At 63.9% G+C, this 23,243-nt stretch carries 23 protein-coding genes; 14 read left to right on the plus strand and 9 right to left on the minus strand.

The genetic code is table 11. From position 1 onward, the window contains the following. Positions 1–32 precede the first annotated feature (32 nt). From IVB29_RS17690 to IVB29_RS17725, 8 genes are all read left to right on the plus strand, one after another. Entirely contained in the window at positions 33–1,148 is a 1,116-nt protein-coding gene (locus tag IVB29_RS17690) for a D-alanine--D-alanine ligase family protein (RefSeq protein WP_247504655.1), read from the plus strand. 292 nt (positions 1,149–1,440) lie between these two features. Then, on the plus strand, positions 1,441–2,685 hold the full coding sequence (locus IVB29_RS17695) for an ABC transporter substrate-binding protein (protein ID WP_247504656.1): 1,245 nt from the start codon (positions 1,441–1,443) through the stop codon (positions 2,683–2,685). A gap of 87 nt (positions 2,686–2,772) precedes the next feature. Beyond that, complete coding sequence (locus tag IVB29_RS17700) at positions 2,773–3,648, plus strand: branched-chain amino acid ABC transporter permease (protein ID WP_247504657.1); 876 nt, start codon at positions 2,773–2,775, stop codon at positions 3,646–3,648. 1 nt (position 3,649) lies between these two features. Continuing rightward, entirely contained in the window at positions 3,650–4,576 is a 927-nt protein-coding gene (locus IVB29_RS17705; protein ID WP_247504658.1) for a branched-chain amino acid ABC transporter permease, read from the plus strand. Then, a complete protein-coding gene (locus IVB29_RS17710; protein ID WP_247504659.1) occupies positions 4,576–6,057 on the plus strand; it encodes an ATP-binding cassette domain-containing protein in 1,482 nt (493 codons plus the stop codon). Before IVB29_RS17705 ends, IVB29_RS17710 begins: the two co-directional genes overlap by 1 nt. Positions 6,058–6,097: 40 nt before the next feature. Then, complete coding sequence (locus tag IVB29_RS17715) at positions 6,098–7,336, plus strand: ABC transporter substrate-binding protein (protein WP_247504660.1); 1,239 nt, start codon at positions 6,098–6,100, stop codon at positions 7,334–7,336. 193 nt (positions 7,337–7,529) lie between these two features. After that, positions 7,530–8,840: an ABC transporter substrate-binding protein gene (locus IVB29_RS17720; protein WP_247504661.1), complete on the plus strand. Its 1,311-nt coding sequence runs from the start codon at positions 7,530–7,532 to the stop codon at positions 8,838–8,840. A gap of 274 nt (positions 8,841–9,114) precedes the next feature. Further along, a complete protein-coding gene (locus IVB29_RS17725) occupies positions 9,115–9,294 on the plus strand; it encodes a hypothetical protein (RefSeq protein ID WP_247504662.1) in 180 nt (59 codons plus the stop codon). Positions 9,295–9,320: 26 nt separating this feature from the next. Here IVB29_RS17725 and IVB29_RS17730 read toward each other — a convergent pair whose 3' ends face one another. From IVB29_RS17730 to IVB29_RS17765, 8 genes are all read right to left on the minus strand, one after another. After that, complete coding sequence (locus IVB29_RS17730; protein ID WP_247504663.1) at positions 9,321–10,490, minus strand: Gfo/Idh/MocA family oxidoreductase; 1,170 nt, start codon at positions 10,488–10,490, stop codon at positions 9,321–9,323. Positions 10,491–10,533: 43 nt separating this feature from the next. Next, the gene (locus IVB29_RS17735) at positions 10,534–10,845 is read right to left on the minus strand and encodes a septal ring lytic transglycosylase RlpA family protein (protein WP_247504664.1); all 312 of its coding nucleotides are present in this window, start codon (positions 10,843–10,845) and stop codon (positions 10,534–10,536) included. A 101-nt stretch (positions 10,846–10,946) separates the two neighbouring features. Beyond that, on the minus strand, positions 10,947–11,792 hold the full coding sequence (locus IVB29_RS17740; protein ID WP_247504665.1) for a CmcJ/NvfI family oxidoreductase: 846 nt from the start codon (positions 11,790–11,792) through the stop codon (positions 10,947–10,949). Between the two features lie 345 nt (positions 11,793–12,137). Then, a complete protein-coding gene (locus tag IVB29_RS17745; protein ID WP_247504666.1) occupies positions 12,138–13,232 on the minus strand; it encodes an LLM class flavin-dependent oxidoreductase in 1,095 nt (364 codons plus the stop codon). Between the two features lie 24 nt (positions 13,233–13,256). Continuing rightward, on the minus strand, positions 13,257–14,429 hold the full coding sequence (locus tag IVB29_RS17750; RefSeq protein ID WP_247504667.1) for an acyl-CoA dehydrogenase family protein: 1,173 nt from the start codon (positions 14,427–14,429) through the stop codon (positions 13,257–13,259). Continuing rightward, the gene (locus IVB29_RS17755) at positions 14,423–15,217 is read right to left on the minus strand and encodes an ABC transporter ATP-binding protein (RefSeq protein WP_247504668.1); all 795 of its coding nucleotides are present in this window, start codon (positions 15,215–15,217) and stop codon (positions 14,423–14,425) included. The genes IVB29_RS17750 and IVB29_RS17755 overlap by 7 nt, the downstream gene beginning before the upstream one ends. Next, the gene (locus IVB29_RS17760) at positions 15,211–16,233 is read right to left on the minus strand and encodes an ABC transporter permease subunit (RefSeq protein ID WP_247504669.1); all 1,023 of its coding nucleotides are present in this window, start codon (positions 16,231–16,233) and stop codon (positions 15,211–15,213) included. The genes IVB29_RS17755 and IVB29_RS17760 overlap by 7 nt, the downstream gene beginning before the upstream one ends. Beyond that, on the minus strand, positions 16,211–17,314 hold the full coding sequence (locus IVB29_RS17765; protein ID WP_247504670.1) for an ABC transporter substrate-binding protein: 1,104 nt from the start codon (positions 17,312–17,314) through the stop codon (positions 16,211–16,213). Before IVB29_RS17765 ends, IVB29_RS17760 begins: the two co-directional genes overlap by 23 nt. 135 nt (positions 17,315–17,449) lie before the next feature. Between IVB29_RS17765 and IVB29_RS17770 the strand changes: the two genes are divergently transcribed. The 3 genes from IVB29_RS17770 to IVB29_RS17780 all read left to right on the plus strand — a co-directional run bounded on the left by IVB29_RS17770 (position 17,450) and on the right by IVB29_RS17780 (position 19,302). Beyond that, positions 17,450–17,707 carry a hypothetical protein gene (locus tag IVB29_RS17770; RefSeq protein ID WP_247504671.1) on the plus strand — a complete coding sequence of 86 codons (258 nt, stop codon included), beginning with the start codon at positions 17,450–17,452 and terminating at the stop codon, positions 17,705–17,707. A gap of 83 nt (positions 17,708–17,790) precedes the next feature. After that, the gene (locus IVB29_RS17775; protein ID WP_247504672.1) at positions 17,791–18,771 is read left to right on the plus strand and encodes an ABC transporter substrate-binding protein; all 981 of its coding nucleotides are present in this window, start codon (positions 17,791–17,793) and stop codon (positions 18,769–18,771) included. 261 nt (positions 18,772–19,032) lie between these two features. Beyond that, positions 19,033–19,302 carry a hypothetical protein gene (locus tag IVB29_RS17780; protein WP_247504673.1) on the plus strand — a complete coding sequence of 90 codons (270 nt, stop codon included), beginning with the start codon at positions 19,033–19,035 and terminating at the stop codon, positions 19,300–19,302. A gap of 95 nt (positions 19,303–19,397) precedes the next feature. On the opposite strand, the gene IVB29_RS17785 is transcribed toward IVB29_RS17780, so the two are convergent. Then, the gene (locus IVB29_RS17785; RefSeq protein ID WP_247504674.1) at positions 19,398–19,829 is read right to left on the minus strand and encodes a hypothetical protein; all 432 of its coding nucleotides are present in this window, start codon (positions 19,827–19,829) and stop codon (positions 19,398–19,400) included. A 359-nt stretch (positions 19,830–20,188) separates the two neighbouring features. Between IVB29_RS17785 and glgC the strand changes: the two genes are divergently transcribed. The 3 genes from glgC to IVB29_RS17800 are packed head-to-tail and all read left to right on the plus strand — an operon-like array spanning position 20,189 to position 23,179. Continuing rightward, positions 20,189–21,451 (plus strand): glucose-1-phosphate adenylyltransferase, encoded by a 1,263-nt coding sequence (glgC, locus tag IVB29_RS17790; RefSeq protein ID WP_247504675.1) that lies wholly within the window; start codon positions 20,189–20,191, stop codon positions 21,449–21,451. Further along, entirely contained in the window at positions 21,448–22,881 is a 1,434-nt protein-coding gene (glgA, locus tag IVB29_RS17795; RefSeq protein ID WP_247504676.1) for a glycogen synthase GlgA, read from the plus strand. The genes glgC and glgA overlap by 4 nt, the downstream gene beginning before the upstream one ends. Positions 22,882–22,918: 37 nt before the next feature. Next, positions 22,919–23,179 carry a SemiSWEET transporter gene (locus IVB29_RS17800; RefSeq protein WP_092022173.1) on the plus strand — a complete coding sequence of 87 codons (261 nt, stop codon included), beginning with the start codon at positions 22,919–22,921 and terminating at the stop codon, positions 23,177–23,179. The last annotated feature ends 64 nt before the right edge of the window (positions 23,180–23,243 follow it).

The raw sequence follows: 23,243 nt of genomic DNA on the forward strand, positions 1-23,243 counted from the left end.
GACTTCCTGCCGGAGCGCGTGATAATTGAACCATGGCAGACAAAATTCGCGTCGTTGTTCTCTATGGCGGCAGGTCCGGTGAGCATGAGGTCTCGCTGAAATCGGCGGCCTCCGTGCTCCATCATCTCGACCGCACCCGCTTCGAGGTGATCCCGGTCTCGATCGACAAGGAGGGCCGGTGGCAATGGAACGATCTTCGCACGCTCGATCAGGCGAACGCGGCATCCTTGCCGATCCTGCCCGACGCGCCGGAGATGCGGCTCGCCAGAGGCCCCGACGGACGCGGCGCCCTCATGCCGATCACGCTGGGAGCCCCGATCGAGATCGACGTCGTTTTTCCGGTTATGCATGGGCCGCTTTGCGAGGACGGCGCCGTGCAGGGCCTGCTGGAACTGGCTGATGTCGCCTATGTGGGATCGGGCGTTCTCGGCTCCGCCGTCAGCATGGACAAGGATGTCGCCAAGCGGCTCGCTGAATTCGCCGGCATTCCGATCGCGCCCTACCGCGTGCTCACCCGCAAGGCCTTCGTGCAGGACCGCTCCGCATCGCTTGCGAAGGCGGTCGAGGGCTTGAGCCTGCCGGTGTTCGTCAAGCCGTGCAACATGGGCTCCAGCGTCGGCATCCACAAGGTGAAAACGTGGGACGCGCTTGGCGCTGCGCTCGACGATGCATTTCGCTATGACGTCAAGGTTCTGGTCGAACAGGGCATCGACGCGCGCGAGATCGAGGTCGCGGTGCTCGAGGGCGAGACGCTGTTCGCGAGCGTCGCCAGCGAGCTGAACCCCAACGCCCATCACGAGTTCTATTCCTACGAGGCCAAATATCTCGATCCCGATGGTGCCCGGGTCGACCTGCCGGCCAAGCTCGACACGGCAGAAATGGAGCGCGTGCGGTCGCTGGCAACGCAGGTATTCGCGGCGCTCGAATGCAGCGGCTTCGCGCGCGTCGACTTTTTCCTCGACCGGCAAACCGGCAAATTCTGCTTCAACGAGATCAACACCCTGCCCGGCTTCACCTCAATCAGCATGTACCCGAAGATGATGGAAGCCTCGGGCGTGCCCTATGCAGAACTGCTGACGCGCCTGGTCGATCAGGCGCTCGACCGGTACCAACAGCGTCATTCCCTCGAACGAGGCTATTCGAGCTAGGTTTCTTTCCGTCGGAGACAGAGCAAAACCGCACGGCTGGCGCAAGCTCCTCGGCGGCATCACTCTTTCTCGATCGCATTGCGACACGATAGCCACGCATGCCCGCCGACGGAATCTGCATGCCTGTGCGTGCGGCCAGTCTTCCGCGCCTCTCCTGCCCACGACTTGCGCAAGCGCTAGACTTTAGTCCGCATCGTACAATCCTGAATACAGTTTCACTTGCCGAGGATTCTCTCGCCGTTATAGTCCGGCCCAATAGCTCAAAGAAGCTTGGTTCAAGGGAGAGAACAACATGAATAAAGCACTCTCTGGTGCATTGCGAAGTGCGTTTGGTGCGGCCGCGACGGGCGCATTGCTGGCAGCCTTAAGCCCGGCCTTTGCGGCGGATCCGATCAAGATCGGCGTGATCGCGGAAGCGCAGGCGATTGCCGGTGCCTCCATTCCGCAGGCGGCGCAGCTCGCCGCCGACGAGATCAATGCGAGCGGCGGCATCGACGGTCGCAAGATCGAGATCATCTCCTACGACAATCACTCCTCCTCGGCAGATTCAGTGCGCGCATTCCAGCGTGCTGTGAACGAGGACAAGGTCAACGCGGTCATCGCCAGCTATATCAGCGAAGTAGTGCTGGCACTGGAGCCCTGGGCCTCGCGGCTGAAGACGCCGTTCGTGACACCCGGCGCTGCCTCCAACGAGATCAGTAAGAGCGTCCACGCTGATTACGAGAAGAACAAATACACATTCCACGGCTATCTAACCTCGGCCGCACTGGCACTCTCGGTCTGCGACGGCGCCAAGGATTTGCTCGTCGACAAAATGCACATGAAGACGGCCGTCATCATGAGCGAGGACGCCGCCTGGACCAAGCCGCTCGATGTCGGCTACGAGGAATGCCTCCCGAAGATCGGGCTGAAGGTGCTCGACCACATCCGCTTCTCCCCTGATACCACCGACTTCACGCCGATCTTCAATAAGATCGAGGGCTCCAAGCCCGACGTGATCATCACCGGCATCTCCCATGTCGGCGTGCAGCCGACCGTGCAATGGAAGAACCAGCAGGTGCCGATCCCGATGTTCGGCATCTCTTCGCAAGCGACCAACGAGACCTTCGGCAAAGACACCAACCAAGCCGCCGAAGGCGTGCTCTACCAGGGTGTCTCCGGTCCCGGCGTCGCGGTGACGCCGAAGTCAGTGCCATTTGCGGAAAACTTCAAGAAGAAGTTCGGCAATTATCCGTCCTATGCCGGCTACACGGCCTATGACGAGGTCTATTACATCGCCGACGCGGTGAAGCGGGCCGGCTCGACCGACGCCGACAAGCTGGTCGCCGCGCTTGAGACGACCGACTGGGAAGGCACGATCGGCCGCGTCCAGTTCTATGGCAAGGACGATCCGTTCACTCACTCGATCAAATACGGCAAGGGCCTGATCACCGGGCTGATGCTGCAATGGCAGGATGGCAAGCAGAGCGCGGTTTGGCCCAAGGACGTCGCCAAGGTCGACGTCAAGTTCCCGAGCTTTATCAAGCTCTCGAACTAGCCGGAACAGCTCCCGGGACCATCTCCCGGGAGTTTCCACGTGCGGCGCGCGCAGCGCCTTCCCCTCACAGCAGCAGTCCCGACATAGATGCGAGCCTTCCAGATCCTGATCGATGGCTTTGCCATCAGCGCTCTCTACGCCCTCGGTGCCACCGGCTTCACGCTGATCTTCGGCGTCTCCGGCGTGCTCAACCTCTCCCACGGTGCCATCATGGTGGCGGCAGCGGTGGCCGCCTGGGCCGCCGCCAGCATCCTGAATGTCGGCACCTATGCCGGCGCGCTGATCGGGGTCGCCGTCGCCCTCCTCGCCGCCTTTGCCACCTACTTCGCGGTGGTGAAGCCGATCCAGGACTCCCGGCGCATTCCCAACGAAGAGAAGGAGATCTTCGTCCTCACCGGCACGCTGTTGTGGGGAATCATGATCCAGGAACTGATCGCCTATTTCTTCACCAACAACGCCAAGACGGTGCTGCCGATCGTCGAAGGCGTGGTCGACGTGCTTGGCGTCCGCACGCCGAAGAATGAGATTTTCACCGCGATCGTGTGCTGCCTCGTGATCGCGCTGCTGTGGCTGCTGGTGAACCGCACCCGCACCGGCAAGGCAGTGCTGGCCGCCTCGATGAACCCGCGCGGCGTCACCCTGCTGGGGCTCGAGCTCACCAACATCTACATCGTGGTCTGGGCAATCTACGGCATCCTCGCTGGCATCGCCGGCGTGTTGCTCGGAATGTTCTTGGGGGTCAGTTCCTACAGCGTCGGACCGCTGACGGCGAGCGCGTTCTCGATCGTGGTGCTCGGCGGCCTCGGCAGCGTCTCCGGCTCGCTGATCGCGGCCTTCGTAGTCGGTTATCTCGAAACGCTCACCGCCTATCTGGTCTCGCCGGCCTACCGCACAATTCCGGCGCTGTTGCTGCTCGTGTTCGTGATGTACATCCGGCCCCAGGGCCTTCTGGGGAGGCGCTGAGATGGCCAGCTTCTTTACCACGCGCCTGTTCTTCATCTCGCTCGCGCTCGTCATCATCGCGGCAACGCTGCCACTCTACGTCTCCGGCTATGTGCTCGGCCTGCTCACCGTCGCATTCTATTTCGGCGTGTTTGCGATGGCCTGGGACCTGCTGTTCGGCTTCGCCGGCGAAGTCAATTTCGGGCCGACCTTCCTGATCGGCGTCGGCGCCTACACCGCCGGAATCCTCAACGCCCAGTTCGGCTGGTCGGTCTATCTCTGCATCGTGTTAGGGGCGCTCGCCTCTGTCATCGCCGGCCTGGTGCTGGCCCTCCCGGCGCTACGCGTGCGCGGACCGTATTTCGGCCTGACCACGCTGGTCGCCGTGCTGATGCTGCAGAATTTCATCGTGGTGTTTGCCGATCTCACCGGGGGCGAGATCGGCCTCACCATCCCCGACGTCATCTCGATCGACGCTGGCGTGAATTACTGGATCGCGCTCGGCTTCATGACGATCTCGGCAGCGATCCTCTACGGCCTGTCACAATCGCCTGTTGGCCTCGTGCTGCAAGCGAGCGGCCAGGACCCGGTGCAAGCCGGCGCGCTCGGCTTCAACATCGTCAAGCACAAGCTCGCCGCCTTTATCGTCAGCGCGTTCTTCTCGGGCCTCTCGGGGGCACTGCTGGTGTTCTACTTCGGCACGGCCTCGGTCGGGACCGTCGTCGACGTCGCGGTCGGCGTCAATGTCATCGTCTCGGCCGTGCTCGGAGGGCGGCGCACCGTGCTTGGCGCGGCGCTGGGCGCGATCTTCCTGATCGTCGCCGGCGAGTTCCTGCGCCCGACCGGCGAGCTTGCGACCTTCATCGTCTCGGCGGTTGCGCTGCTCGTCGTGCTGTTCTTTCCCGGCGGCTTCCTTGGAGCGGCCCTTTCACGTGAGGCGCGCTCGTGATGGACATGAGAACATCAAACAGGGCCGCGCTCGAAGTTCGCGGCCTGACCAAGCGCTTTGGCGGATTGACCGCGGTGAAAGATCTCGGCTTCGAGGTCAACAGCGGCGAGATCTTCGGGCTGATCGGGCCGAACGGCTCAGGCAAGTCGACCGCGATGAAGAGCGTAATGGGCATCGAGCGGCCGACCGCGGGCGAAGTGATCTTCGAGGGCGAGAACGTCGCCGGCCTGCCCGCGCACAAGATCGCCCGCAAAGGCTTTGGCATGGTGTTCCAGCACTCGCGGCCGTTGAACCGGCAGACCGTGCTGGAGAACATCATGGTCGCGCTGCTGCCGGACAGCCTGTTCATGCTGTTTCCGGACAAGGCGCTGGTCGAGCGCGCCAAATGGATCGCGGACCGCGTCGGGCTCGGCAACGTGATGAATCGCCGCCCGCCGACGCTGCCGTTCGCCGATCTGCGTAGGCTCGAACTCGCCAAGGCGATCGCGCGTGATCCAAAAGTCGTGCTGGTGGACGAACCCTTCGCCGGGTTGACGCGCGCTGAGGTCGACGTCTTCTCCGACCTGATCCGCAGCTTTCGCGATGACGGCCGCGCCGTGATGCTGGTCGACCACAACGTCAAGAGCGTCGCGGCCCTCGTCGACCGCGTGCTCGCGATGTATCTCGGCGAGGAAATCGTGACCGGCAAAGCCGACGAGGTCATGAAGAACGAGACGGTGCGGCGGGTCTATCTCGGCGGCGCCATCGAGACCCATGCGCGATCCGAGACCAGTTTCAAGGACAAGGTGCCGCTGCTCCAGGTCGAGAATGTCAGCGTGTTCTACGGCAAGGCGCAGGCGCTGGAGAACGTCTCGATCCACGTCCATGAAGGCGAGTTCGTGTCGATCGTCGGCCTCAACGGCGCCGGCAAGACCACGCTGTTCAACACCATCTCCGGGTTCCTGCCCTATGGCGGCGAGATCATGCGCGGCGGGACGAAGCTGCGCGGCACCAGCCCGGCGAAAATCGCACGCAGCGGTCTCGTGCAATGCCCTGAGTCGCGCGAGCTGTTCGGCGAGATGAGCGTGCGGGAAAACCTCGATCTCGGCGGGCAGCACCTCTCCGAGCACAAGCGCGCCGCACAGCTCGTTTGGCTATTCGAGCTGTTCCCGATTCTGAAGGAACGGCAGGGGCAGATGGCGCAGACGCTCTCCGGCGGCGAGCAGCAGATGCTGGCAATCGGCCGCGCGCTGATGATGCAGCCGCAGATCCTGATCCTGGACGAGCCGACGCTCGGGCTCGCTCCCGTCATCCTCGAACAGCTGTCAAAGGCGCTGACGAAGCTGCGGCAGACCACGTCGATCACGGTGCTGCTCGGCGAGCAGAACGTGACCTTCGCGCTGCCGCATGCCGACCGCGTCTATGTGCTGGAGCATGCGCGAATCGTTTGGGAGGGCGATCCCGGCCGCTTCGCGAGTGAGGCCGGTGCTGATTTTCTGTAGTTCGTCAACATCAACAAGAACAAGCGAAAGGGAAACGACCATGCGACTATCGACACTTCTCAGTGGCAGCTTCCTCGCCTCGGCGCTGGCGCTGTGCCTTGCCGCGCCCGCCTACGCGCAGTCGAACGATCCAATCAAGATCGGCGTCATCGCCGAGGTACAGTCGATCGCGGGCGCTGCGACGCCCGGCGGCGCGCAGATCGCGGCCGACGAGATCAACGCCAAGGGCGGCATCCTCGGTCGCAGGGTCGAGATCGTCACGTATGACAACAAGAGCTCGTCCGCAGATTCGGTGCGCGCGTTCCAGCGCGCGGTGAGCGAGGACAAGGTCTCCGCTGTGATCGCGAGCTATATCAGCGAGGTCGTGCTGGCGCTGGAACCCTGGGCGGCGCGGCTGAAGATGCCGCTGATCACGCCGGGTGCAGCCTCGAACGAAATCACCAAGGCGATCCACAACGACTATGAGAAGAACAAATACACGTTCCACGGCTATCTGACATCGGCCGCGCAGGCCCAGCTCGTCTGCGACGCCGCGAAGGACCTGCTCGTCGACGAGCTCAAGTTCAAGACGGTCGCGATCATGAGCGAGGACGCCGCCTGGACCAAGCCGCTCGACGTCGGCTACGAGGCGTGCCTGCCCAAGGCCGGCCTCAAGGTCGTCGAGCATGTGCGCTTCTCGCCTGACACCACCGACTTCACGCCGATCTTCAACAACATCGAGAGCAAGAAGCCCGACGTGATCGTCACCGGCATCTCCCATGTCGGCGTACAGCCGACGGTGCAGTGGAAGAACCAGCAGGTGCCGATCCCGATGTTCGGCATCAGCGCGCAGGCGCTGAGCCCGACTTTCTGGAAGGACACCAATGGCGCCGCCGATGGCGTGCCGTCGCTGGCGGTCGCAACGCCGGACGTCGCCGTGACCTCCAAGACAAAGCCGTTCGCGGCGGCCTTCAAGGCCAAGTTCGGCAGCCCGCCGGCCTATACCGGCTACACCGCCTATGACGAGGTCTACTTCATCACGGACGCGATCAAGCGGGCGGGCTCGACTGATCCCGACAAGATGGTCGCCGAGCTCGAGAAGACCGACTACGAAGGCACGATCGGACGCATCCAGTTCTACGGCAAGGACGACGAGTTCACCCATGGCATCAAGTCCGGTCCGGGCGCGGTCACCGGCCTCGTCTTCCAGTGGCAGGATTCCAAGCAGGTCGTGGTCTGGCCGCAGAAGATCGCCGAGGGCAAGCTGAAGTTTCCGAGCTTCGTGAAGCTGTCGCAGTAATCGGCCCGCAGCGGCATCAGGCCCATCGCTCGCTTGCGAGCGGTGGGCTTTTCCGGTGCCCTTCGCAAATGCGTTGTGTGGCGCGGCCGGCGCCGCGTATCGACCTTGTGCGATGTTGACTTTCCGCCGTGCCGCTCCCCATACTTCGCAAAAAGCAAGACCAATCAACAGACAGGTTTTGAGGGAGGATAGGATGCCGACTTCACGCAGGCAGCTGCTGAAGGGTTCGGCGGCTGCCGCCGCTGCACTCAGCCTCGATTGGACACGGGCGCAGGCGCAGGCCGAGAATTTGCGCATCGGCCTGATCTACGATCTGACCGGTCCCTTTGCCGCCGGGGGCTCGGTCGCCTCCTCGGTCGGCGCGCAGATCGCCATCGACCTCGTCAACGAGAAAGGCGGCATCGGCGGCAAGACCAAAATCGTGCCGGTTGCGGCGGACTCGCAGAGCAAGGCGGATGTCGCCATCAACGAGGCCGAGCGGCTGATCAGCCAGGAAAAGATCGACATCATCAACGGCGTCTATTCCAGCGCGCATGCGGTGCCGATGGCGGCGAAAGTCGAGCAGCAGAAGAAGATCCTCTGGATCACGACCGCGGTGTCGACCGCCGTGTTCAAGGACAAGAACCTGCAATACGTGTTTCGCGCGCAGATCCATTCCGACCAGTACGGCCAGGCGTTTGCGGGCTTCCTCGCCGAGCACGCCAAGGCCAAGCTCGGCATGGAGCCGGGCGAGGTCAAGGTCGCATTGATCCACGAGGACGGCCCCTATGGCGTCGGCGTTGCCGCAGCGGACGAGGCCTATGCCAAGCAGGCCGGCATCCAGGTGGTGATGCGCGAGGGCTATTCGGCGTCCGCGCCCGACCTCTCAGTGCTCGTGACCAAACTCAAGCGCGCCAAGGTCGATGTGATCTCGCATGCCGGCTACAACCCCGACATCACCCTGTTCCTGCGCCAGGCCCGCGAGAGCGGATTACGCTTCAAGATGCTGTTCGGCGCGGGCGCCGGCTACAGCCAGCTCGACAAGCTGCGCGCGACTTTCGGTCCTGACATCGACAATTTCTGCAACATCGATCCGGTGCCGGCGCAACTGCTCGATCCGGCCAAACTTGCGCCGGGGGTCGGCGACCTGACCAACGCCATGGTCACGCGCTACAAGACCAAGACCGGCGCGACCGACGTGCCGCCGCACTGCTCGATGGGTTTCAACCAGACCTGGGTGCTGATCAACAACGTGCTGCCGGTCGCCAAGGAGAAGTATGGCAGCTTCGAGCCCGAAGCCATCCGCAAGGCCGCGCTCGACGTCGACATCCCCGCGGGCGGCACCATCCAGGGCTACGGCGTCAAATTCTTCCCGCCGGGCACGCCGATGTCAGGCCAGAACGAGCGCTCGACACCGGTCGTGATGCAGAACGCCGGCGAGCACATCTCGGTGGTGTGGCCGACCAACATCCGCACGCAAGATCCGGTGTTTCCCCTGCCGAAGGGATCGACTTACGGGGTGTGAGGCGATGAAGGTGCAGCCTCACCCCTTGTGAGCGGTTCGCCATATCGGCGAGACGAGTGAGAGATTCTCGCGACGCGCGAACATCTCGCTCGTGACTTCGCAAAACCGCCCCTCGTTCGGCTCTTTCGCGCACCGTCATTGCCATTCACGTTGTTTTCACGCCCCTGGTTGGATTCTCGATCTACGATCACGCGCAGGGCCGGCTCGCATTTCCGAGCCATCCAGCACGGATCAGAAATTTTCCAATCGTCAATTTCCAGCGATGGGGGTGACAATGCCCGCCATATTCGAATTGCTCTACAAGGAATTTTGCCGCGCTCGCCTTGCTGAAATGCGCAAACAGCTTCTGCTCACGGGCAAGCATCCCGAACTCCCGCAGGCCGGTGACGATCCAGAAGACGTAAGCAGGATGGACGCGCAGCACGAAGCAGAAATGAAGCGCGTCAGGAAATAGCTCGGCAGCGGGCGCGCGGTCGTCCCCTACAACACTACGCGCCGCCCCTCCTCCGCCGCCCAATAGCCGGCGTAATTCACCTTGATCGTCTCATAGGCCAGCGCCAGGTCCGACAGCGGCTGCCGTCCCGTTGCCGCGCATTCCATGAAATCCTGAATCTCCTGCAAATAGCCGCGCGTCCATTCCTCCTCCAGGCAGACATATTGCCAGCCGGTTTTGCGGTCGACCTTTTCGGTGATGTAGACGCTGGCGAGCTTTTCCTCGGAGGTCTGGTAGCTCATCAGATGGTTGTTCGGCGTGATGTTGGCGAACAGCGAACCGCCGGACGTGTAAGTCTCGACCAGATTGCGCACGCCACCCATGATCATGTCGCCGGAGAACACGGTCGCCTTGGTGCCGTCCGAGAACGTCGCGGTGAGCGTGCCCCAGTCCTCGACGTCGATCGGATTGGCCTTGATGTAAGTGCGCTCCTCCGGCTTGAGGCTGGCTGTGACGTTGCCGACATCCCCGGTGACGCTGGCGACCTTGATGGTCTCGCCCCGCGCCTTGGCCTCGACCTGCTTCAGATAAAGCACCGCCGAGAGCGGATGGCAGCCCATGCGGATCAGCGAGCCGCCGCCGGTCATCGCCCATTGCGCGGCATGGGCTGCGTGCGAACCGGAATGGCTCTCCTCGCCCTTCATGAACAGGATTTTGTCCTTCGTCGCCTTGATGATCTCCGCGGTCTTGGTCACCGCGGGCGCGTAGATCCAGTCCTCGGCATACATGAAGAGTTTATCCGTGCGCTCGATCGCGGCCCGCGTGGCGTCCATCTCCTCCAGCACGCGCTCGTACATCTGCGCCTTCGGCACGTGCTTGCCGATCGGCTGCTGATCGCCCTCGCGGCCGAAATAGCCGGCGAACGGCTTTTCGCAGATCACGTGCTTGCCGGCCTGCATGCTGGCGATGATCATCTCCGCATGAAGGTTGGGCGGGGTGCAGATGTCGACGACGTCAAGCTCACGGTCCGCGATCAGTTCGGCGAAGCTGCGATAGACCTTCGGTATCCCGTGGTGCCTCGCAAAATCGGCGACGCGATCGCCGCGCGCGGCCACCGCCGCGACCTCGACCTCGACGCCGTAGACGCGCCGGAACGCATACATATGCAGCTCCGACACGAAGCCGCAGCCGACGAGCCCAACACGAATCCTGGCCATAGCGCCCCCTTGCTTTGGGCGGCACTATAGCGCGCTCACAGGCCTATTCCACCGAGACCCGCACCACGCCGGCGCTCATCATGCCGAGCGCGCGGGCGGCCGGCACCGAGAGATCGACGATCCGGCCACGGATGAAGGGACCGCGATCGTTGACGCGGCACTGGATCGTGCGCCCGCTGTAGGACACTTTCAGAACGCTGCCGAACGGCCGCGTGCGATGGGCGCAGGTCAACTCACCTTTGCCGGCCTTTCCGTATCCGTAATATGAGGCAAGCCCACTCTCGGCGTGGGCGGCAGAAAAAGCTGAAAGCGAGAAGGTGGCAAGGCAAGAAAATAGCTTGGTCTGCGCTCGCACGGCATCGCTCCGGTTGGCCCTGCCCGGAGCGCAAACGTTTGTTGGTTCCCGCAGGTTCCTGGCCCCTGCCGGGCTATGCCCGGCAGTGGCATCACAGTTTGTTACTGCTTGTGGAACACCAGCGCGCGAACCTCGATGCTCTCGCGCGGCGCGGCATCCGCCGGCGTGGTCGGGTCGATGAACGCCGTATGCGGCCCGAAGCGGGTGCGACCGTCTGCTGCGGAATCGTAGCATTTGAGCAGCAGCGCCTCGTCCGGCGTCATCTCGGGGAAATAGAACCAGCGGTGGTTCGGATTGTATTTCACCGAATAGGTCTCGCCGCGGCGGTTGGGATAGATCAGGTCGGAGGCAACGAGATCATCCGGCGCCACCGTCGTTCCGTCGGCCATCGCCAGCGGTGAATCGCGCAAGGGACCGCGGATCGGCCGCCACAGATTGATCACCTGCACGCGGCCTCTCAGAAGCTCGTCGGCCTCTTCAGGCAAATGCTCGCGCACGCGATTGGCGCCGGAGACGGCGGTCTGGTCGACATGGACGCGCGTCGCCGGCTGGCGCGGGCCGCCGTCGCGAATGTCAGCGGCGCCTTCGACGCGCCTGCGCACCGTGTGGTCGAAGATGAAGACGCGATCGGCTTTCAGCGTCGCCCGCAAAAAGGCCTCGACGGCGGGATAGTAGACCGCTTTGATCTCCGCCTCGTTGGAAAAGTCCTTCACCTGGTTCGGATGCCGCACAAGGGCAAAGCCCTCGCGATCGAGCGAGATGTTTTGCGCGATCAGCCGCGCATCGAAGATCGGCACCTGATGCGGCTCCGGCAACGACGTGCTTTTCGGCTCGCCCGGCGGTGGATCGAAAGCGTAGGTGCGCGGTTTGCCCGAAACGGGCGCGAGGTAATTGAGTTCAGCGGTGACGAAAGGAAGCGATTCGATTTTTGTTTCTTGCAGGCCCATGGCCGGTCTCCCGATGTGGTCGTCTGAATCATTTTTGCGGCGATGCGGCGCGGCGCAAGGGAGGCGGTGCAAATAGCAATGGGGGTGTTGTCGAAAGCGAGGACGACAGAAGAAATATTCCCAGGATGGGGATCAGATCGGAAGGCGCGCTCTTCGCTTCACGAATGCTTGAGAGGCTCGTGAGGTCTCGTGCCCCGGACGCAGCGCAGCGCTTCTTCAGCGGTGCGCTGCGTCCGGGGCCCATCTCATCGAAAGCGATATGCGCGACATGGGTCCCGGCTCTGCGGAGCAGCGTTGCACGCTGCGCCGCGTCCGGGACATGAGAGCGTCGTTAAATGACCTGGATCATTCCGCCGCCTCGCCGCGAACCGCCTGACGCTTGGCAATCAGCTCGCGCGTCAGCGGGATCAACTCGCGGCCATAGTCGATGGCATCGGGAAGCGGATCGAAGCCGCGGATCAGGAAGTGGCTGACGCCGAGGTCGTAATAGTCGGCGAAGACCTCGGCGACCTGCTCGGGTGTGCCGACCAATGCGGTCGTGTTGCTGTTGGCGCCGGTGAGTTTTGCGATCTCCGTCCACAGCCGCTTGTCGATGCGGCTGCCCTGGTCGGCCAGCGCCAGCAGCCGCTTGGCGCCATCGGTCGCGTGATTGGGCCGGCGGTAGCCGGTCTGGTCCTGAAGCGCGGTGGCGCGCTCCAGAATCGCCTCGGCCTTCTGCCAGGCCTTCTCCTCGGTGTCGGCGAGGATCGGCCGCACCGACAGGCTGAAGCGCGGGCTTGGACGCCCGTGCTTTGCCGCCGCCGCCCGCACGCGCGCGGTGACGTCGCGCACCTGCGCGTAGGATTCGCCCCACAGCGCAAAGGTGTCGGCATGCTTGCCCGAGACCTCGATCGCGGCATCGGAGCCGCCGCCGACGAAGGTGTAGATGCCGCCCTTCTGCAGCGGCTTGACCTGCGAAAAGCCGTTCTCGACATTGTAGTACTTGCCGCTGTAGTTGAACGGCTTCTCGCTGGTCCATTCCAGCCGCACCACGTCGAGGAATTCGCTGGTCCGGGCGTAACGCTCGTCCTTGTCGTCGAGCGTGTTGCCGTCCTGGCGCAGCTCGATCGCGTTGCCGCCGGTGATGACGTGCAGCGAGACGCGGCCTTCATAAAGCTGGTCGAGCGTGGCGAACTGGCGCGCCAGCAGCGTCGGCGCCGTGAAACCCGGCCGCTGCGCGATCATCACCTTGAGCTTCCTGGTGATGGTCAGCACGTGCTGGGCGATCTGGAGCGCATCCGGCGTGGTCGAATGGAACGCCAGCAGCGCGCGGTCGAAACCGGCGAGCTCATGCGCCTTTGCCACCGTTTCGATGTAGTTCGGATCGAGCACCGGCCCCTGGCGCACGATAGTCTCGGAGGCATTGCTGTTAGCGATAAAGCCGATGAACTCGACCGACATCAGAAAACTCCGTTTGGTGATTGGTCAGATGCCGAGCGCATGGCGCCCGGCAGCGATTTTCGTGGTGTCATCCTGTGGGGTGTGGACGCGGCCGCAGAGCACGTCCCGGTAATGCCGCTCCAGCGGATTTTTGCGCGACAGACCGTGATTGCTGGTCAGCGACAAGGCGTCCTCCACTGCGGCCACGGCGTTATTGGTCACCGTCAGCTTGACGATGTTGGACTCGATCGCGCCGAGCTGCAAGCCGTCGTCGAAATCGGAGGCAAAACTGTCGATCAAACGTGCGTTGACGGCGAGCCGCGCCTCGATGCCGCCGAGCATTTCCTGGGCGCGGGGCAAGCTCGCCAGCGGCGCGCCGAGACTGGCCGGCGCACGTGTCTTCAGGAAGGTGACCAGCCAGTCCCGTGCGGCGCGTGCGATGCCGTCATAGATCGCCGCGACGAAAATCGTGTGAACGGTTGCCTGTACCGAGTCCGGTGCACGCCAGTCGGCGGGCTTGCGGACATCGATTTCGGCATCGAGCGGGATCACGACGTCGTCAAAGATCACGTCGTGGCTGCCGCTCGCGCGCAGGCCGTAATGGTCCCAGGTTTCAACGATACGCGTGCCCGGCAGGCCGGCCGGCACCAGGAACTGCCCGACCCGCGGCTCGGCCTCGTCGGTCCGGGCCCAGACCAGATACCATTTCAGGATCGGCGAGCCCGTCGAATAGATCTTGTGGCCGGAAAGACGCCAGCCGGTCTCGGTGCGACGCGCAATGGTCGCCGGCAGACCACCGCGTGCGGGTGAGCCGAGCTCGGGCTCGACGCGCAGTGCGTTGATCAGCGCGAGACCTTCAACGGTCTCGTGAGCGAGCTTGCGTGACAGCCGCACCGGCCAGCTAGGACTTCGCGCCATCACCAGATGGTTGATGTAGTGCATCGACAGCACCAGCGCCGTCGACGAACAGGCTTTGCCGACGAGGCCGAGCACGCGCGCGGCATATCTCGCCCCGGCACCGGCGCCGCCGAGGGCAGCCGGCACCGTCAGCGACAGCAGGCCCGCCTCGGAGAGCTCGCGAAAATTCCCGAAGGGAAAACTCGCGGTGCGGTCATGCTCGGCCGCACGCGCTGCAAAACCTTCGGCCAGTGCTTCGGCGCGCGCGATGTAATCGGGTTCGCTATGGGCCACACGTCCTTGAGCTACAGAAGTCACCATGTGGCATCCAATCCCAACAGGCCAAGAATCTGGCGGCGCAGATCCGCCAGATATGGATCGCCGCGATGGCGCGGATAGGGCCGGTCGACGCGGATGTCGGCCTTCACGCGCGCGGGGCGGTCGCTGAACACGATGACGCGGTTGGCGAGCACCAGGGCTTCCTCGGCGTCATGCGTCACCAGCAGAGTCGTAAAACCCTTGCGCTGCCAGAGCGAGACCAGCTCGGCCTGCATGGTGATGCGAGTCAGCGAGTCCAGTTTTCCCAGCGGCTCGTCGAGGATGAGGATTTTTGGATCGTTGACCAGGGCCCGCGCCAGCGCGACGCGCTGCGCCATGCCGCCGGAGAGCTGGTGCGGATAAGCGGTGCGGAAGTCCGATAGCCCGACGAGATCGAGCGCATCGTCCACGCGATGACGCTGGCTCTTCAATACGCCCTGCGCTTCGAGCCCCAACGCAACATTGTCCCAGACCGTACGCCACGGAAACAGCGTCGGATCCTGGAACACGACCACGCGCGACGGATGCGGCCGGGCGATGCGGACCTCGTCCTCACGCAGCGTCCCAGCCTTGGGCTTGTCGAGGCCGGCGACGAGACGCAGCAACGTCGACTTGCCGCAGCCGGAGGGACCAAGCAGCGCGACGAATTCGCCAGGCTCGACGGAGAGGCTGACGTCGCTGAGAACAGGCAGCTCGGCACCATCGATGTCGAAGGCGTGGCTGACCTGCTCGATGTCGAGCGCGGCACCGGCGGCCGGCGGGGTGGCGATTTCTGCCAGTGCAGTTACCATTTCACGGTCCCCTTCTGCCAGACCAGCAGGCGGTCGCGGATCGCAAACAGCAGCGTGATCGCGCCGGAGCAGAGCAGCGCCATCACGATCAGCGCCGCATACATGTTGGCGTAGGCAGCCCAGCCCTGTGCCCATTGCAGATACCAGCCGAGGCCAGCCTTGACCCCGATCATCTCGGCGACGACAAGCACGGCAAAGGACGAGCCGAGCCCCATGAACAGGCCGACGAAGACATGCGGCAATGCCGCGGGGATCGCGACCTTCAGCACCAGGAAGGACGGTTTTGCGCCGAGCGTCCGCGCGACGTCGTAATAGGCGTTGCTGACGCTCGCAACGCCCGACCAGGTCAGCACTGTGACGGGGAAGCCGGTCGCCAGCGCGATCAGGAAAGTCGAGGCGCTCCAGCTCGACGGGAACGTGAAGAAGGCGATCGGCAGCCAGGCGGTCGCCGGCAGCGGGCCGATGAAGCGCAGCACCGGATGCACCCAATAGCCGACCGCACGCGACCAGCCGATCGAGACGCCGGTCAGGAAGCCGACTGTCGCGCCGATCAGATAACCGCCGAGCTGAAGCTTGACCGAAGCAAACACGCTGTCGAGCAGCTTTGGCAAATCGTCGGTATAGACTTCGATGATCGATTGCGGCGGCGGAAAGAACGGCAGCGGCAGCCAGGCGAATTTTGCGGTGGCGACCTCCCACAGGGTCAGGAACGCACCGAGCGCCACGAGCCAGGGCGCGCGCTGGCGCAGCGCTTTGCCCGCCGAGCCCAGATAGTCGGCGCCGACGGTGCCGAACAAGGCGATTGCGGCGACGATGAAGGCGGCAATGCCGAGCGAATGGGTGCGCGACCAGTCGCCGAGGTCCTCCCACCACAGGCAGGACAGCCCGAAGGCAATCCAGGCAACGCCGGCGAGCACGCCGACGCCGGATTCCCGGAGCCAGCTCGCAAGGACCGGCGCGCGCGAGAGGCGCGGCGCGCCGGAGGCGATGCCGTCAGACAGCGAATACGTCGACATAGATGCGCTCCGCGAATTTGGCCGTATCGGTGCTTGGCTTGAAGACCTGCACGCTCTTGAGATCGTCGGCATAGGCCTTCAGCTCGCGCTTCAGCACTTCGCCGACGGGATGATGATGGTGGGTGTGGTAGCGCACCATGCCCTCGATATCGGCGAGCGATGCCGTCTTCGGCGCATAGGGCTGGAACGATTTTGCTGCCACCGCCGGATTCTGCGACGTGAACATCGCAGCATCGAGCAGTGCCTGCGTGATCGCGCGGGCGACCTGCGGCTCCTCGCGCACCAGGCTGCCGCGCAAGCCAACGATGCAGCAGCTCTTGTCGCGATACTCGCCGTCGAGATTGGAGGCGACTTCCTTGTACTGGCTGTCCTTGAGCCAGAGATAGCCCAGCGGATCGGATGACAGGAACGCCTGCACCTCGCCCTTCTCCACGGCGACGTTGAGGAGATTGCCAGGATAGGCGCGCCAGTCGACGTCTTTGTTCGGATCGATGCCGAGCTTGGCGAGCTGGATCGAGAAGAAGTTCTTGTCGGGCCCGCCGAGATCGCCGACCGCGACGATCTTGCCCTTGAGGTCGGCGAGCTTGCTCACGCTCGAGTCGGCGCGCGTCAAAACGCGCATGCAGCCGCCATGGGTGCCGGCGGCGATCTTGACGTCAAAGCCCTGCTCTAGCGGTTTTAGCCAGCGCAGCGCCATGCCGAGTCCGGCATCGCTTTTTCCCGTCGCGATCGCCTCGAGCAGCTGGTCGGTCGAGCCGGAATAATTGACGAGCTCGACATCGAGATTCTGCTTCTGAAAGAAGCCGTGCTCGATCGCGACCGGCAGCGGCGCGAGGCACACCGCGCCGGCATTCCACGACAGTTTGAGCTTGCGCGGGGCGCCTGATAGCGCGGGACCATCTGCCGCCGTCCGGCACAGCGGAAATTCCGAGAGGTCGACACCCGGCGCGATCGCCTGTGGCGCAAAGGCCTGTGCCGCGCCGAAGGCACCGAGCGGCGCGGCGAAAGCCGCAGCTAACCCAGCCTGGAGCAGATTGCGCCGGTCGAGCCCCGATCCGTCGCGCTTGTTGTCGTTGCCCATCAGTCCCCGCTCCTGCGTTGGCACGGCTCCGCCATGCACGCAACGGTTCACGTTGCGCATGTTCCGTGCGGAGCTGCGTTGAGAGAATATTTTTCGCCGACGCTTCACGCGCCGCCTTGATGCGATGTCCAAATCATGCGGCGCACGCGCGGCATCGTCAATGAAATGGAATTTCGAATGTGGCGCGAGGAGAAGTCATTCTCTCCATCGGCGCGGGCGGGAACGATGAAACGATTTTCGCTGGCGCATCGATCGGCAAAGCGCGGCGCGACTCCCTCCCCTGCTTCGTTCTTGCGCATCTACGCAACACGCACGGCGCAAATTCTCGAAAGCAGCGTTTCGCTGAAACGTCCTTGCCCGATGCGCGCGCAATACGGATGGCCATTTCATTGACTGCGTATCGCGCGATCATAGACTTGATCGTCTCGCTGCATCGTTCGCTCACGCATTGTGAGCAAAGCAACAAGACGGATCACATGAGCATCAACTCCGACGATCATTCCATCACCCGCAGGCTCGCCGCATCGCTGCTCGCCGCTGCAATTACGTTGTCGACCGCTGCCGCCTCGTTCGCCGCCGACACCGTCGTGCTGCGCGTCGGCGACCAGAAGGGCGGCAACCGTTCGCTGCTCGACATCGCAGGCTATGCGAAGGACCTGCCCTACAGAATCGAATGGTCGGAATTCCCGGCGGCCGCGCCGATCCTGGAAGCGCTCAACGCCGGCGCGCTCGACGTCGGCTACACCGGCGATCTCTCCTTCCTCTCGGTCTATGCGGCCGGTGCGCCGATCAAGGCGATCGGCGGCACCAGGTCGGACGCAAAGACGCAAGCGATCCTGGTGCGCCAGGATTCGCCGATCAAGTCGGCCGCCGACCTCAAGGGCAAGCGCCTCGCCGGCACGCGCGGCGGCTGGGGCCAGTTCCTGATCGACGCGACACTGGAGAAGGCGCAGATCAAGCTCGAGGATGCGACCTTCGCACCGCTCGGCCCGGTCGATGCCAAGATCGCGCTGGTCGCGGGTTCGATCGACGCCTGGGCGGTGTGGGAGCCCTATGTCTCGTTCGCGACGCTGAAGGACAAGGCTCGGGTGATCGCCGACGGCGAAGGCCTGACGCCGACCATCACCTTCATCGTCGCCTCCGACAATGCCATCGCCACCAAGCGGGCGGCGGTGCAGGACCTCGTCCAGCGGCTGAACAAGGCGCGGCTGTGGTCGTTGGATCACCTCAGTGAATACGCCAAGAGCACGGCCGAACTGACCAAGCTGCCCGAGGACGTGCTGCTCTCCGCCTACACCGCACAGCGCACCAGCCCGATTCCGATCGACGAGAGCGTGGTGAAAGAGGTGCAAGCGGCATCAGACCGTTCGACGCGCTACGGCATCCTGCCGAAGACGCTCGACGTCAGCAAAGCCGTCGACCGCAGCTTCACCGCCGGGGCCGCGGGATCGAACTAGAGCGGAGGCGGCGGGATGCGCAGGCTTCGCCTCAAGCCCGGCCCGTTGCATCTCGCCGCCATCGTGCTCGCGCATGTCGCCTGCATGAGCCTGATCGTGTGGTTATCTCTTTAGGTGATCGCCGCGGACATCCGGCCTCGCGGCCCGTATCAGTTGTGCCCGCTCACGTTCCCGGCCCATCAGCAATTCATTGATCTTGATCAAGGGTCGGCGATGGAAGAGCGGGTTGATAACCTCCTACTCTGAAGACGGGAGGCTAGAATGACACATCGTAAGCCCGGAATGCTGATACTGGCCGCGCTGGTTGCAGCTCTTGGACTAGCAGGCTCATTTGAATGGTCGTCCACTGACGGGCTCGCGCTGTCGGTCAACAGTGCAGAAGCCAGGGTTGGGCGGCCCCTAACGCCCGTCAGCGTGGCCGGCGTTGCCCGTCGCACCACGCGGCGTGCCGTCGTCGGTGGTGCCGTCGTCGGTGGCGCGGCTGCCGCATGCGTACGCGTCTATGTCAACGGAGCCTATGTCTGCCGGTGACCCCATCCAGCGGGCTTGCCGGAGAGCGGCAAGCCCGACGCGCAGCCGAATGATTCACGTGATTCACGCAGCGCCTGATTGGCTCGGGCGCGCGTTCACCACCCGCCGTAATATCCGTAGCGCGGGCCGTAATACGGCCGGTAGTATCGACGGTAGCCGTAGTATCGGGGATAGGCGTAAGGCCGCGCATAGCCGCCATAGTACGGACCGCCGCCATAATAGGCCGGCGCATAGCCGTAGCCGTAGCCCGGCCCACCGTAACCGCCGTAATACGGGCCGCCGCCATAATAGCCGCCGCCATAGGCGCTGCTCGCGATGGCGCCGCCGATGATGGCGCCGGCCGCAAGGCCGCCGATACCCCATCCAAAGCCTCGGCCGCGCCAATAAACCTGAGTGACATCGTCGCCGGCCGCGGCCTTCATGGTTGCGACGTTGGTCGGCAGCGGGGCCGCCGCGGCCTGCTCGATTGGGCCGGCCATCACCGCACCCGCCAGCGAACAGGCAATTGCCGCTTTCCAGATATTCATCGACTTGCTCCCTGTCTGACGTTTCATTTGGAAAAGGATCGCAGGGCCATGATCGGGCATTCCAGCGCCAGATCAAAGCCTTCGAAAGTCAAAGCCGCCGATTGCGTGCAGCGCACAAGAGAACCCTGCGCGTGCCTCAATTGTCATCTGACCCAAGCCCGCCGCCGCACGGATATGACACCGGTACGACGAAGCCGGAGGCCGAAACACCTCGGCAAAGCATTAAGCTTCCCGCGCGTTCGCAACCAACAACCACCTTCCCGATTGACTATCCGTACCGTTACTATCGGTTCCAATGGTGCGCGGCCGAGAGGCGTCTCGCAGAGGCCCCGGCTTGCGCCAGAAAGTGGGAGGATGACATGAGTGCCGCCGGAAATGAGCCGCTTGCCCGTCAGGCGCTGGCGTTCGTCCTGGCTGGCGGACGCGGCAGCCGGCTCCTGGAGCTGACCGACCGGCGCGCCAAGCCCGCAGTGTATTTCGGCGGCAAGTCCCGCATCATCGATTTCGCGCTCTCAAACGCGGTGAACTCCGGCATCCGCCGCATCGCCGTCGCGACCCAATACAAGGCGCACAGCCTGATCCGGCATCTCCAGATGGGCTGGAACTTCTTCCGCCCCGAACGCAACGAGAGCTTTGACATCCTTCCCGCAAGCCAGCGCGTGTCGGAGAACATGTGGTATGTCGGCACGGCGGATGCGATCTACCAAAACATCGACATCATCGAATCCCATGCCTGCCGCTTCATCGTCGTGCTCGCCGGCGACCATATCTATAAAATGGACTACGAGGTGATGCTGCGCCAGCACGTCGACAGCGGCGCCGACGTCACCGTCGGCTGCCTCGAAATGCCGCGCGCGGAATCCTCCGGCTTCGGCATCATGCATATCGACGAGAACGGCTGGATCCAGGAATTTTTGGAAAAGCCCGCCGATCCGCCGCCGATGCCGGGCAAGCCGGATGTCTCGCTCGCCAGCATGGGCATCTACGTGTTCAACGCAAAATTCCTGTTCGACGAGTTGAAGCGCGATGCCGAGGACCCGAACTCGAACCACGATTTCGGCAAGGACATCATCCCCTACATCGTCAAGAACGGCCGCGCCATCGCGCATCAGTTCTCGACCTCCTGCGTCCGCTCCGGCAACGACAACCGCGCCTATTGGCGGGACGTCGGCACGGTCGACGCTTACTGGGCGGCCAATATCGACCTCACCGACGTGGTGCCGGAGCTCGATCTGTTCGACCGCGCCTGGCCGATCTGGTCCTATTCCGAGATCACCCCCCCGGCGAAATTCGTCCATGACGAGGAAAGCCGGCGCGGCCAGGCGGTGAGCTCGCTGGTCTCGGGCGGCTGCATCATTTCCGGCGCGTCGCTGCGCCGCTCGCTGCTGTTCACCGGCGTGCGCATCAACTCCTATGCCAGTGTCGAGAACGCCGTGATCATGCCTTATGTGAACGTCGGCCGCGGCGCACGGCTGAAGAACGTCGTGATCGACCGCGGCATCGAGATCCCCGAAGGTCTCGTCGTCGGCGAGGATCCCGAGCTCGACGCAAAACGCTTCCGCACCACCGAGCAGGGCATCTCGCTGATCACCCAGACGATGATGGACAGGCTCAATACATGACGCCTGTTCGCGTCCTCGCGGTCGCTTCCGAAGTTTATCCCATCGTCAAGACCGGCGGCCTCGCCGATGTCGCCGGCGCGCTGCCGATTGCACTCAAAGCGCACGGCGTCGAGATGCGTACGCTGATGCCGGGCTATCCCGACGTGATGCGGCTGCTCGGGGGAGCCGATGAAATCCGGCGCTGGCCGGATTATTTCGGCGGCCCCGGACGCCTGCTCGCGGGCTCGCACGGCGGCCTTGATCTATTCGTGCTCGACGTGCCGCATCTCTATGCGCGGCCGGGCAATCCCTACGTCACCACTGAGGGCTTCGACTGGCCGGACAATGGCGTGCGCTTCGCCGCGCTGTCGCGCGTCGCCGCCGATATCGGCCACGGCCTCATTCCGGCATTCGTTCCCGATATCGTGCATGCCCATGACTGGCAGGCGGGGCTCGCACCCGCCTATCTGCACTATGACGGCGGGGCGCGGCCCGGCACGGTGATGACCATTCATAACATGGCCTATCAGGGCAAGTTCGCGCCACAGCTGGCGGACGCGATCGGCCTGCCCCTGGACGCCTCGTTCGACGTTCACGGCCTCGAATATTTCGGCGGCATCAGTTTCCTGAAGGCCGGCCTGCAACTCGCCGATCGCATCACCACGGTGTCACCGACCTACGCGCGCGAGATCCAGAGCGACGAAGGCGGCATGGGGCTCGGCGGCCTGTTGCGCGAACGCGCGGACGTGCTCAGCGGCATCCTCAACGGCATCGATATTTCCGTGTGGAATCCGCAAACCGATCCGCACATCGCCTATCGCTTCAGCGCGGAAGAGCTGTCGTTTCGTTCGGCCAACAAGGCGGCGCTGCAGCAACGGCTCGGCCTCGATCCCCGGCCGGATGCGCTGCTGCTCGGCGTCATCAGTCGCCTGTCATGGCAGAAGGGGCTCGATCTTCTGCTCGAAGCCATGCCAATCGTCCTCGGCGAGGGCATGCAATTGGCGCTGCTCGGCAGCGGCGATGCCGATTTGCAGGATCGCTACCAGCGCGCCGCGCGGGTCGATCAGGGGCGGATCGCGGCCGTGATCGGCTATGACGAGGCGCTGGCGCATCTCATTCAGGCGGGCTCCGATGCGCTGCTCGTGCCGTCGCGGTTCGAGCCGTGCGGCCTGACGCAGCTCTGCGCACTGCGCTATGGCGCCGTGCCCATCGTGTCGCGCGTCGGAGGCCTCGCGGATACCGTGAGCGAGCCGGCGACCGGGTTTACGTTCGGACCGGTCTCGTCCGAAAATCTCTCGGCGGCACTGCGGCGCGCGAGCTTCGCCTTCCACGACAAGGCGGCGTGGCGGCAGCTGCAGCTTACCGGTCTTGCGACCGATGTCTCCTGGCGACATCGGGCGGGCGAGTACGTCGCACTCTATCGCAGTCTGATGGCATCCCGCCGCCCCTGAGACATGACCATCGTCGAATCCATGCTATAGAGCCGGCATGGACCCCCTCGCGATCAAGCTGATCGGCTTTGCCGCCGCCACCTGCACCACCGTCGCCTACGCGCCGCAGGTCATCAAGGTCTGGAAGACCCGCTCGGCGCGCGACATTTCGCTTGGCATGTTTCTCATCATGGTGCTGGGCCTGGCGCTGTGGCTCGTCTACGGCCTGCTCTCGGGCGACGCGCCCCTCGTCGCCGCCAACGCCATCACCATGCTGCTCGCCGGCGGCATTCTGGTGATGAAGCTGAAATACGGGTGAGCTAACGACGCTTGCTTCTCCCTTCTCCCCTTGTGGGAGAAGGTGGCGCGAAGCGCCGGATGAG

It is taken from the genome of Bradyrhizobium sp. 1, assembly GCF_023073315.1.
Taxonomy (GTDB): Bacteria; Pseudomonadota; Alphaproteobacteria; order Rhizobiales; family Xanthobacteraceae; genus Bradyrhizobium.

Excerpts from the sequence above, each read along its gene's own strand:
- IVB29_RS17730 (WP_247504663.1), bottom strand. The coding sequence starts at position 10,490 with ATGGCCAGGATTCGTGTTGGGCTCGTCGGCTGCGGCTTCGTGTCGGAG.
- IVB29_RS17750 (WP_247504667.1), bottom strand. The coding sequence starts at position 14,429 with ATGGTGACTTCTGTAGCTCAAGGACGTGTGGCCCATAGCGAACCCGAT.
- IVB29_RS17715 (WP_247504660.1), top strand. The coding sequence starts at position 6,098 with ATGCGACTATCGACACTTCTCAGTGGCAGCTTCCTCGCCTCGGCGCTG.
- IVB29_RS17770 (WP_247504671.1), top strand. The coding sequence starts at position 17,450 with ATGCGGCGCACGCGCGGCATCGTCAATGAAATGGAATTTCGAATGTGG.
- glgA (WP_247504676.1), top strand. The coding sequence starts at position 21,448 with ATGACGCCTGTTCGCGTCCTCGCGGTCGCTTCCGAAGTTTATCCCATC.
- IVB29_RS17705 (WP_247504658.1), top strand. The coding sequence starts at position 3,650 with ATGGCCAGCTTCTTTACCACGCGCCTGTTCTTCATCTCGCTCGCGCTC.
- glgC (WP_247504675.1), top strand. The coding sequence starts at position 20,189 with ATGAGTGCCGCCGGAAATGAGCCGCTTGCCCGTCAGGCGCTGGCGTTC.
- IVB29_RS17800 (WP_092022173.1), top strand. The coding sequence starts at position 22,919 with ATGGACCCCCTCGCGATCAAGCTGATCGGCTTTGCCGCCGCCACCTGC.
- IVB29_RS17780 (WP_247504673.1), top strand. The coding sequence starts at position 19,033 with ATGACACATCGTAAGCCCGGAATGCTGATACTGGCCGCGCTGGTTGCA.
- IVB29_RS17745 (WP_247504666.1), bottom strand. The coding sequence starts at position 13,232 with ATGTCGGTCGAGTTCATCGGCTTTATCGCTAACAGCAATGCCTCCGAG.
- IVB29_RS17700 (WP_247504657.1), top strand. The coding sequence starts at position 2,773 with ATGCGAGCCTTCCAGATCCTGATCGATGGCTTTGCCATCAGCGCTCTC.
- IVB29_RS17695 (WP_247504656.1), top strand. The coding sequence starts at position 1,441 with ATGAATAAAGCACTCTCTGGTGCATTGCGAAGTGCGTTTGGTGCGGCC.
- IVB29_RS17765 (WP_247504670.1), bottom strand. The coding sequence starts at position 17,314 with ATGGGCAACGACAACAAGCGCGACGGATCGGGGCTCGACCGGCGCAAT.
- IVB29_RS17720 (WP_247504661.1), top strand. The coding sequence starts at position 7,530 with ATGCCGACTTCACGCAGGCAGCTGCTGAAGGGTTCGGCGGCTGCCGCC.
- IVB29_RS17755 (WP_247504668.1), bottom strand. The coding sequence starts at position 15,217 with ATGGTAACTGCACTGGCAGAAATCGCCACCCCGCCGGCCGCCGGTGCC.
- IVB29_RS17785 (WP_247504674.1), bottom strand. The coding sequence starts at position 19,829 with ATGAATATCTGGAAAGCGGCAATTGCCTGTTCGCTGGCGGGTGCGGTG.
- IVB29_RS17740 (WP_247504665.1), bottom strand. The coding sequence starts at position 11,792 with ATGGGCCTGCAAGAAACAAAAATCGAATCGCTTCCTTTCGTCACCGCT.
- IVB29_RS17690 (WP_247504655.1), top strand. The coding sequence starts at position 33 with ATGGCAGACAAAATTCGCGTCGTTGTTCTCTATGGCGGCAGGTCCGGT.
- IVB29_RS17775 (WP_247504672.1), top strand. The coding sequence starts at position 17,791 with ATGAGCATCAACTCCGACGATCATTCCATCACCCGCAGGCTCGCCGCA.
- IVB29_RS17760 (WP_247504669.1), bottom strand. The coding sequence starts at position 16,233 with ATGTCGACGTATTCGCTGTCTGACGGCATCGCCTCCGGCGCGCCGCGC.
- IVB29_RS17710 (WP_247504659.1), top strand. The coding sequence starts at position 4,576 with ATGGACATGAGAACATCAAACAGGGCCGCGCTCGAAGTTCGCGGCCTG.
- IVB29_RS17725 (WP_247504662.1), top strand. The coding sequence starts at position 9,115 with ATGCCCGCCATATTCGAATTGCTCTACAAGGAATTTTGCCGCGCTCGC.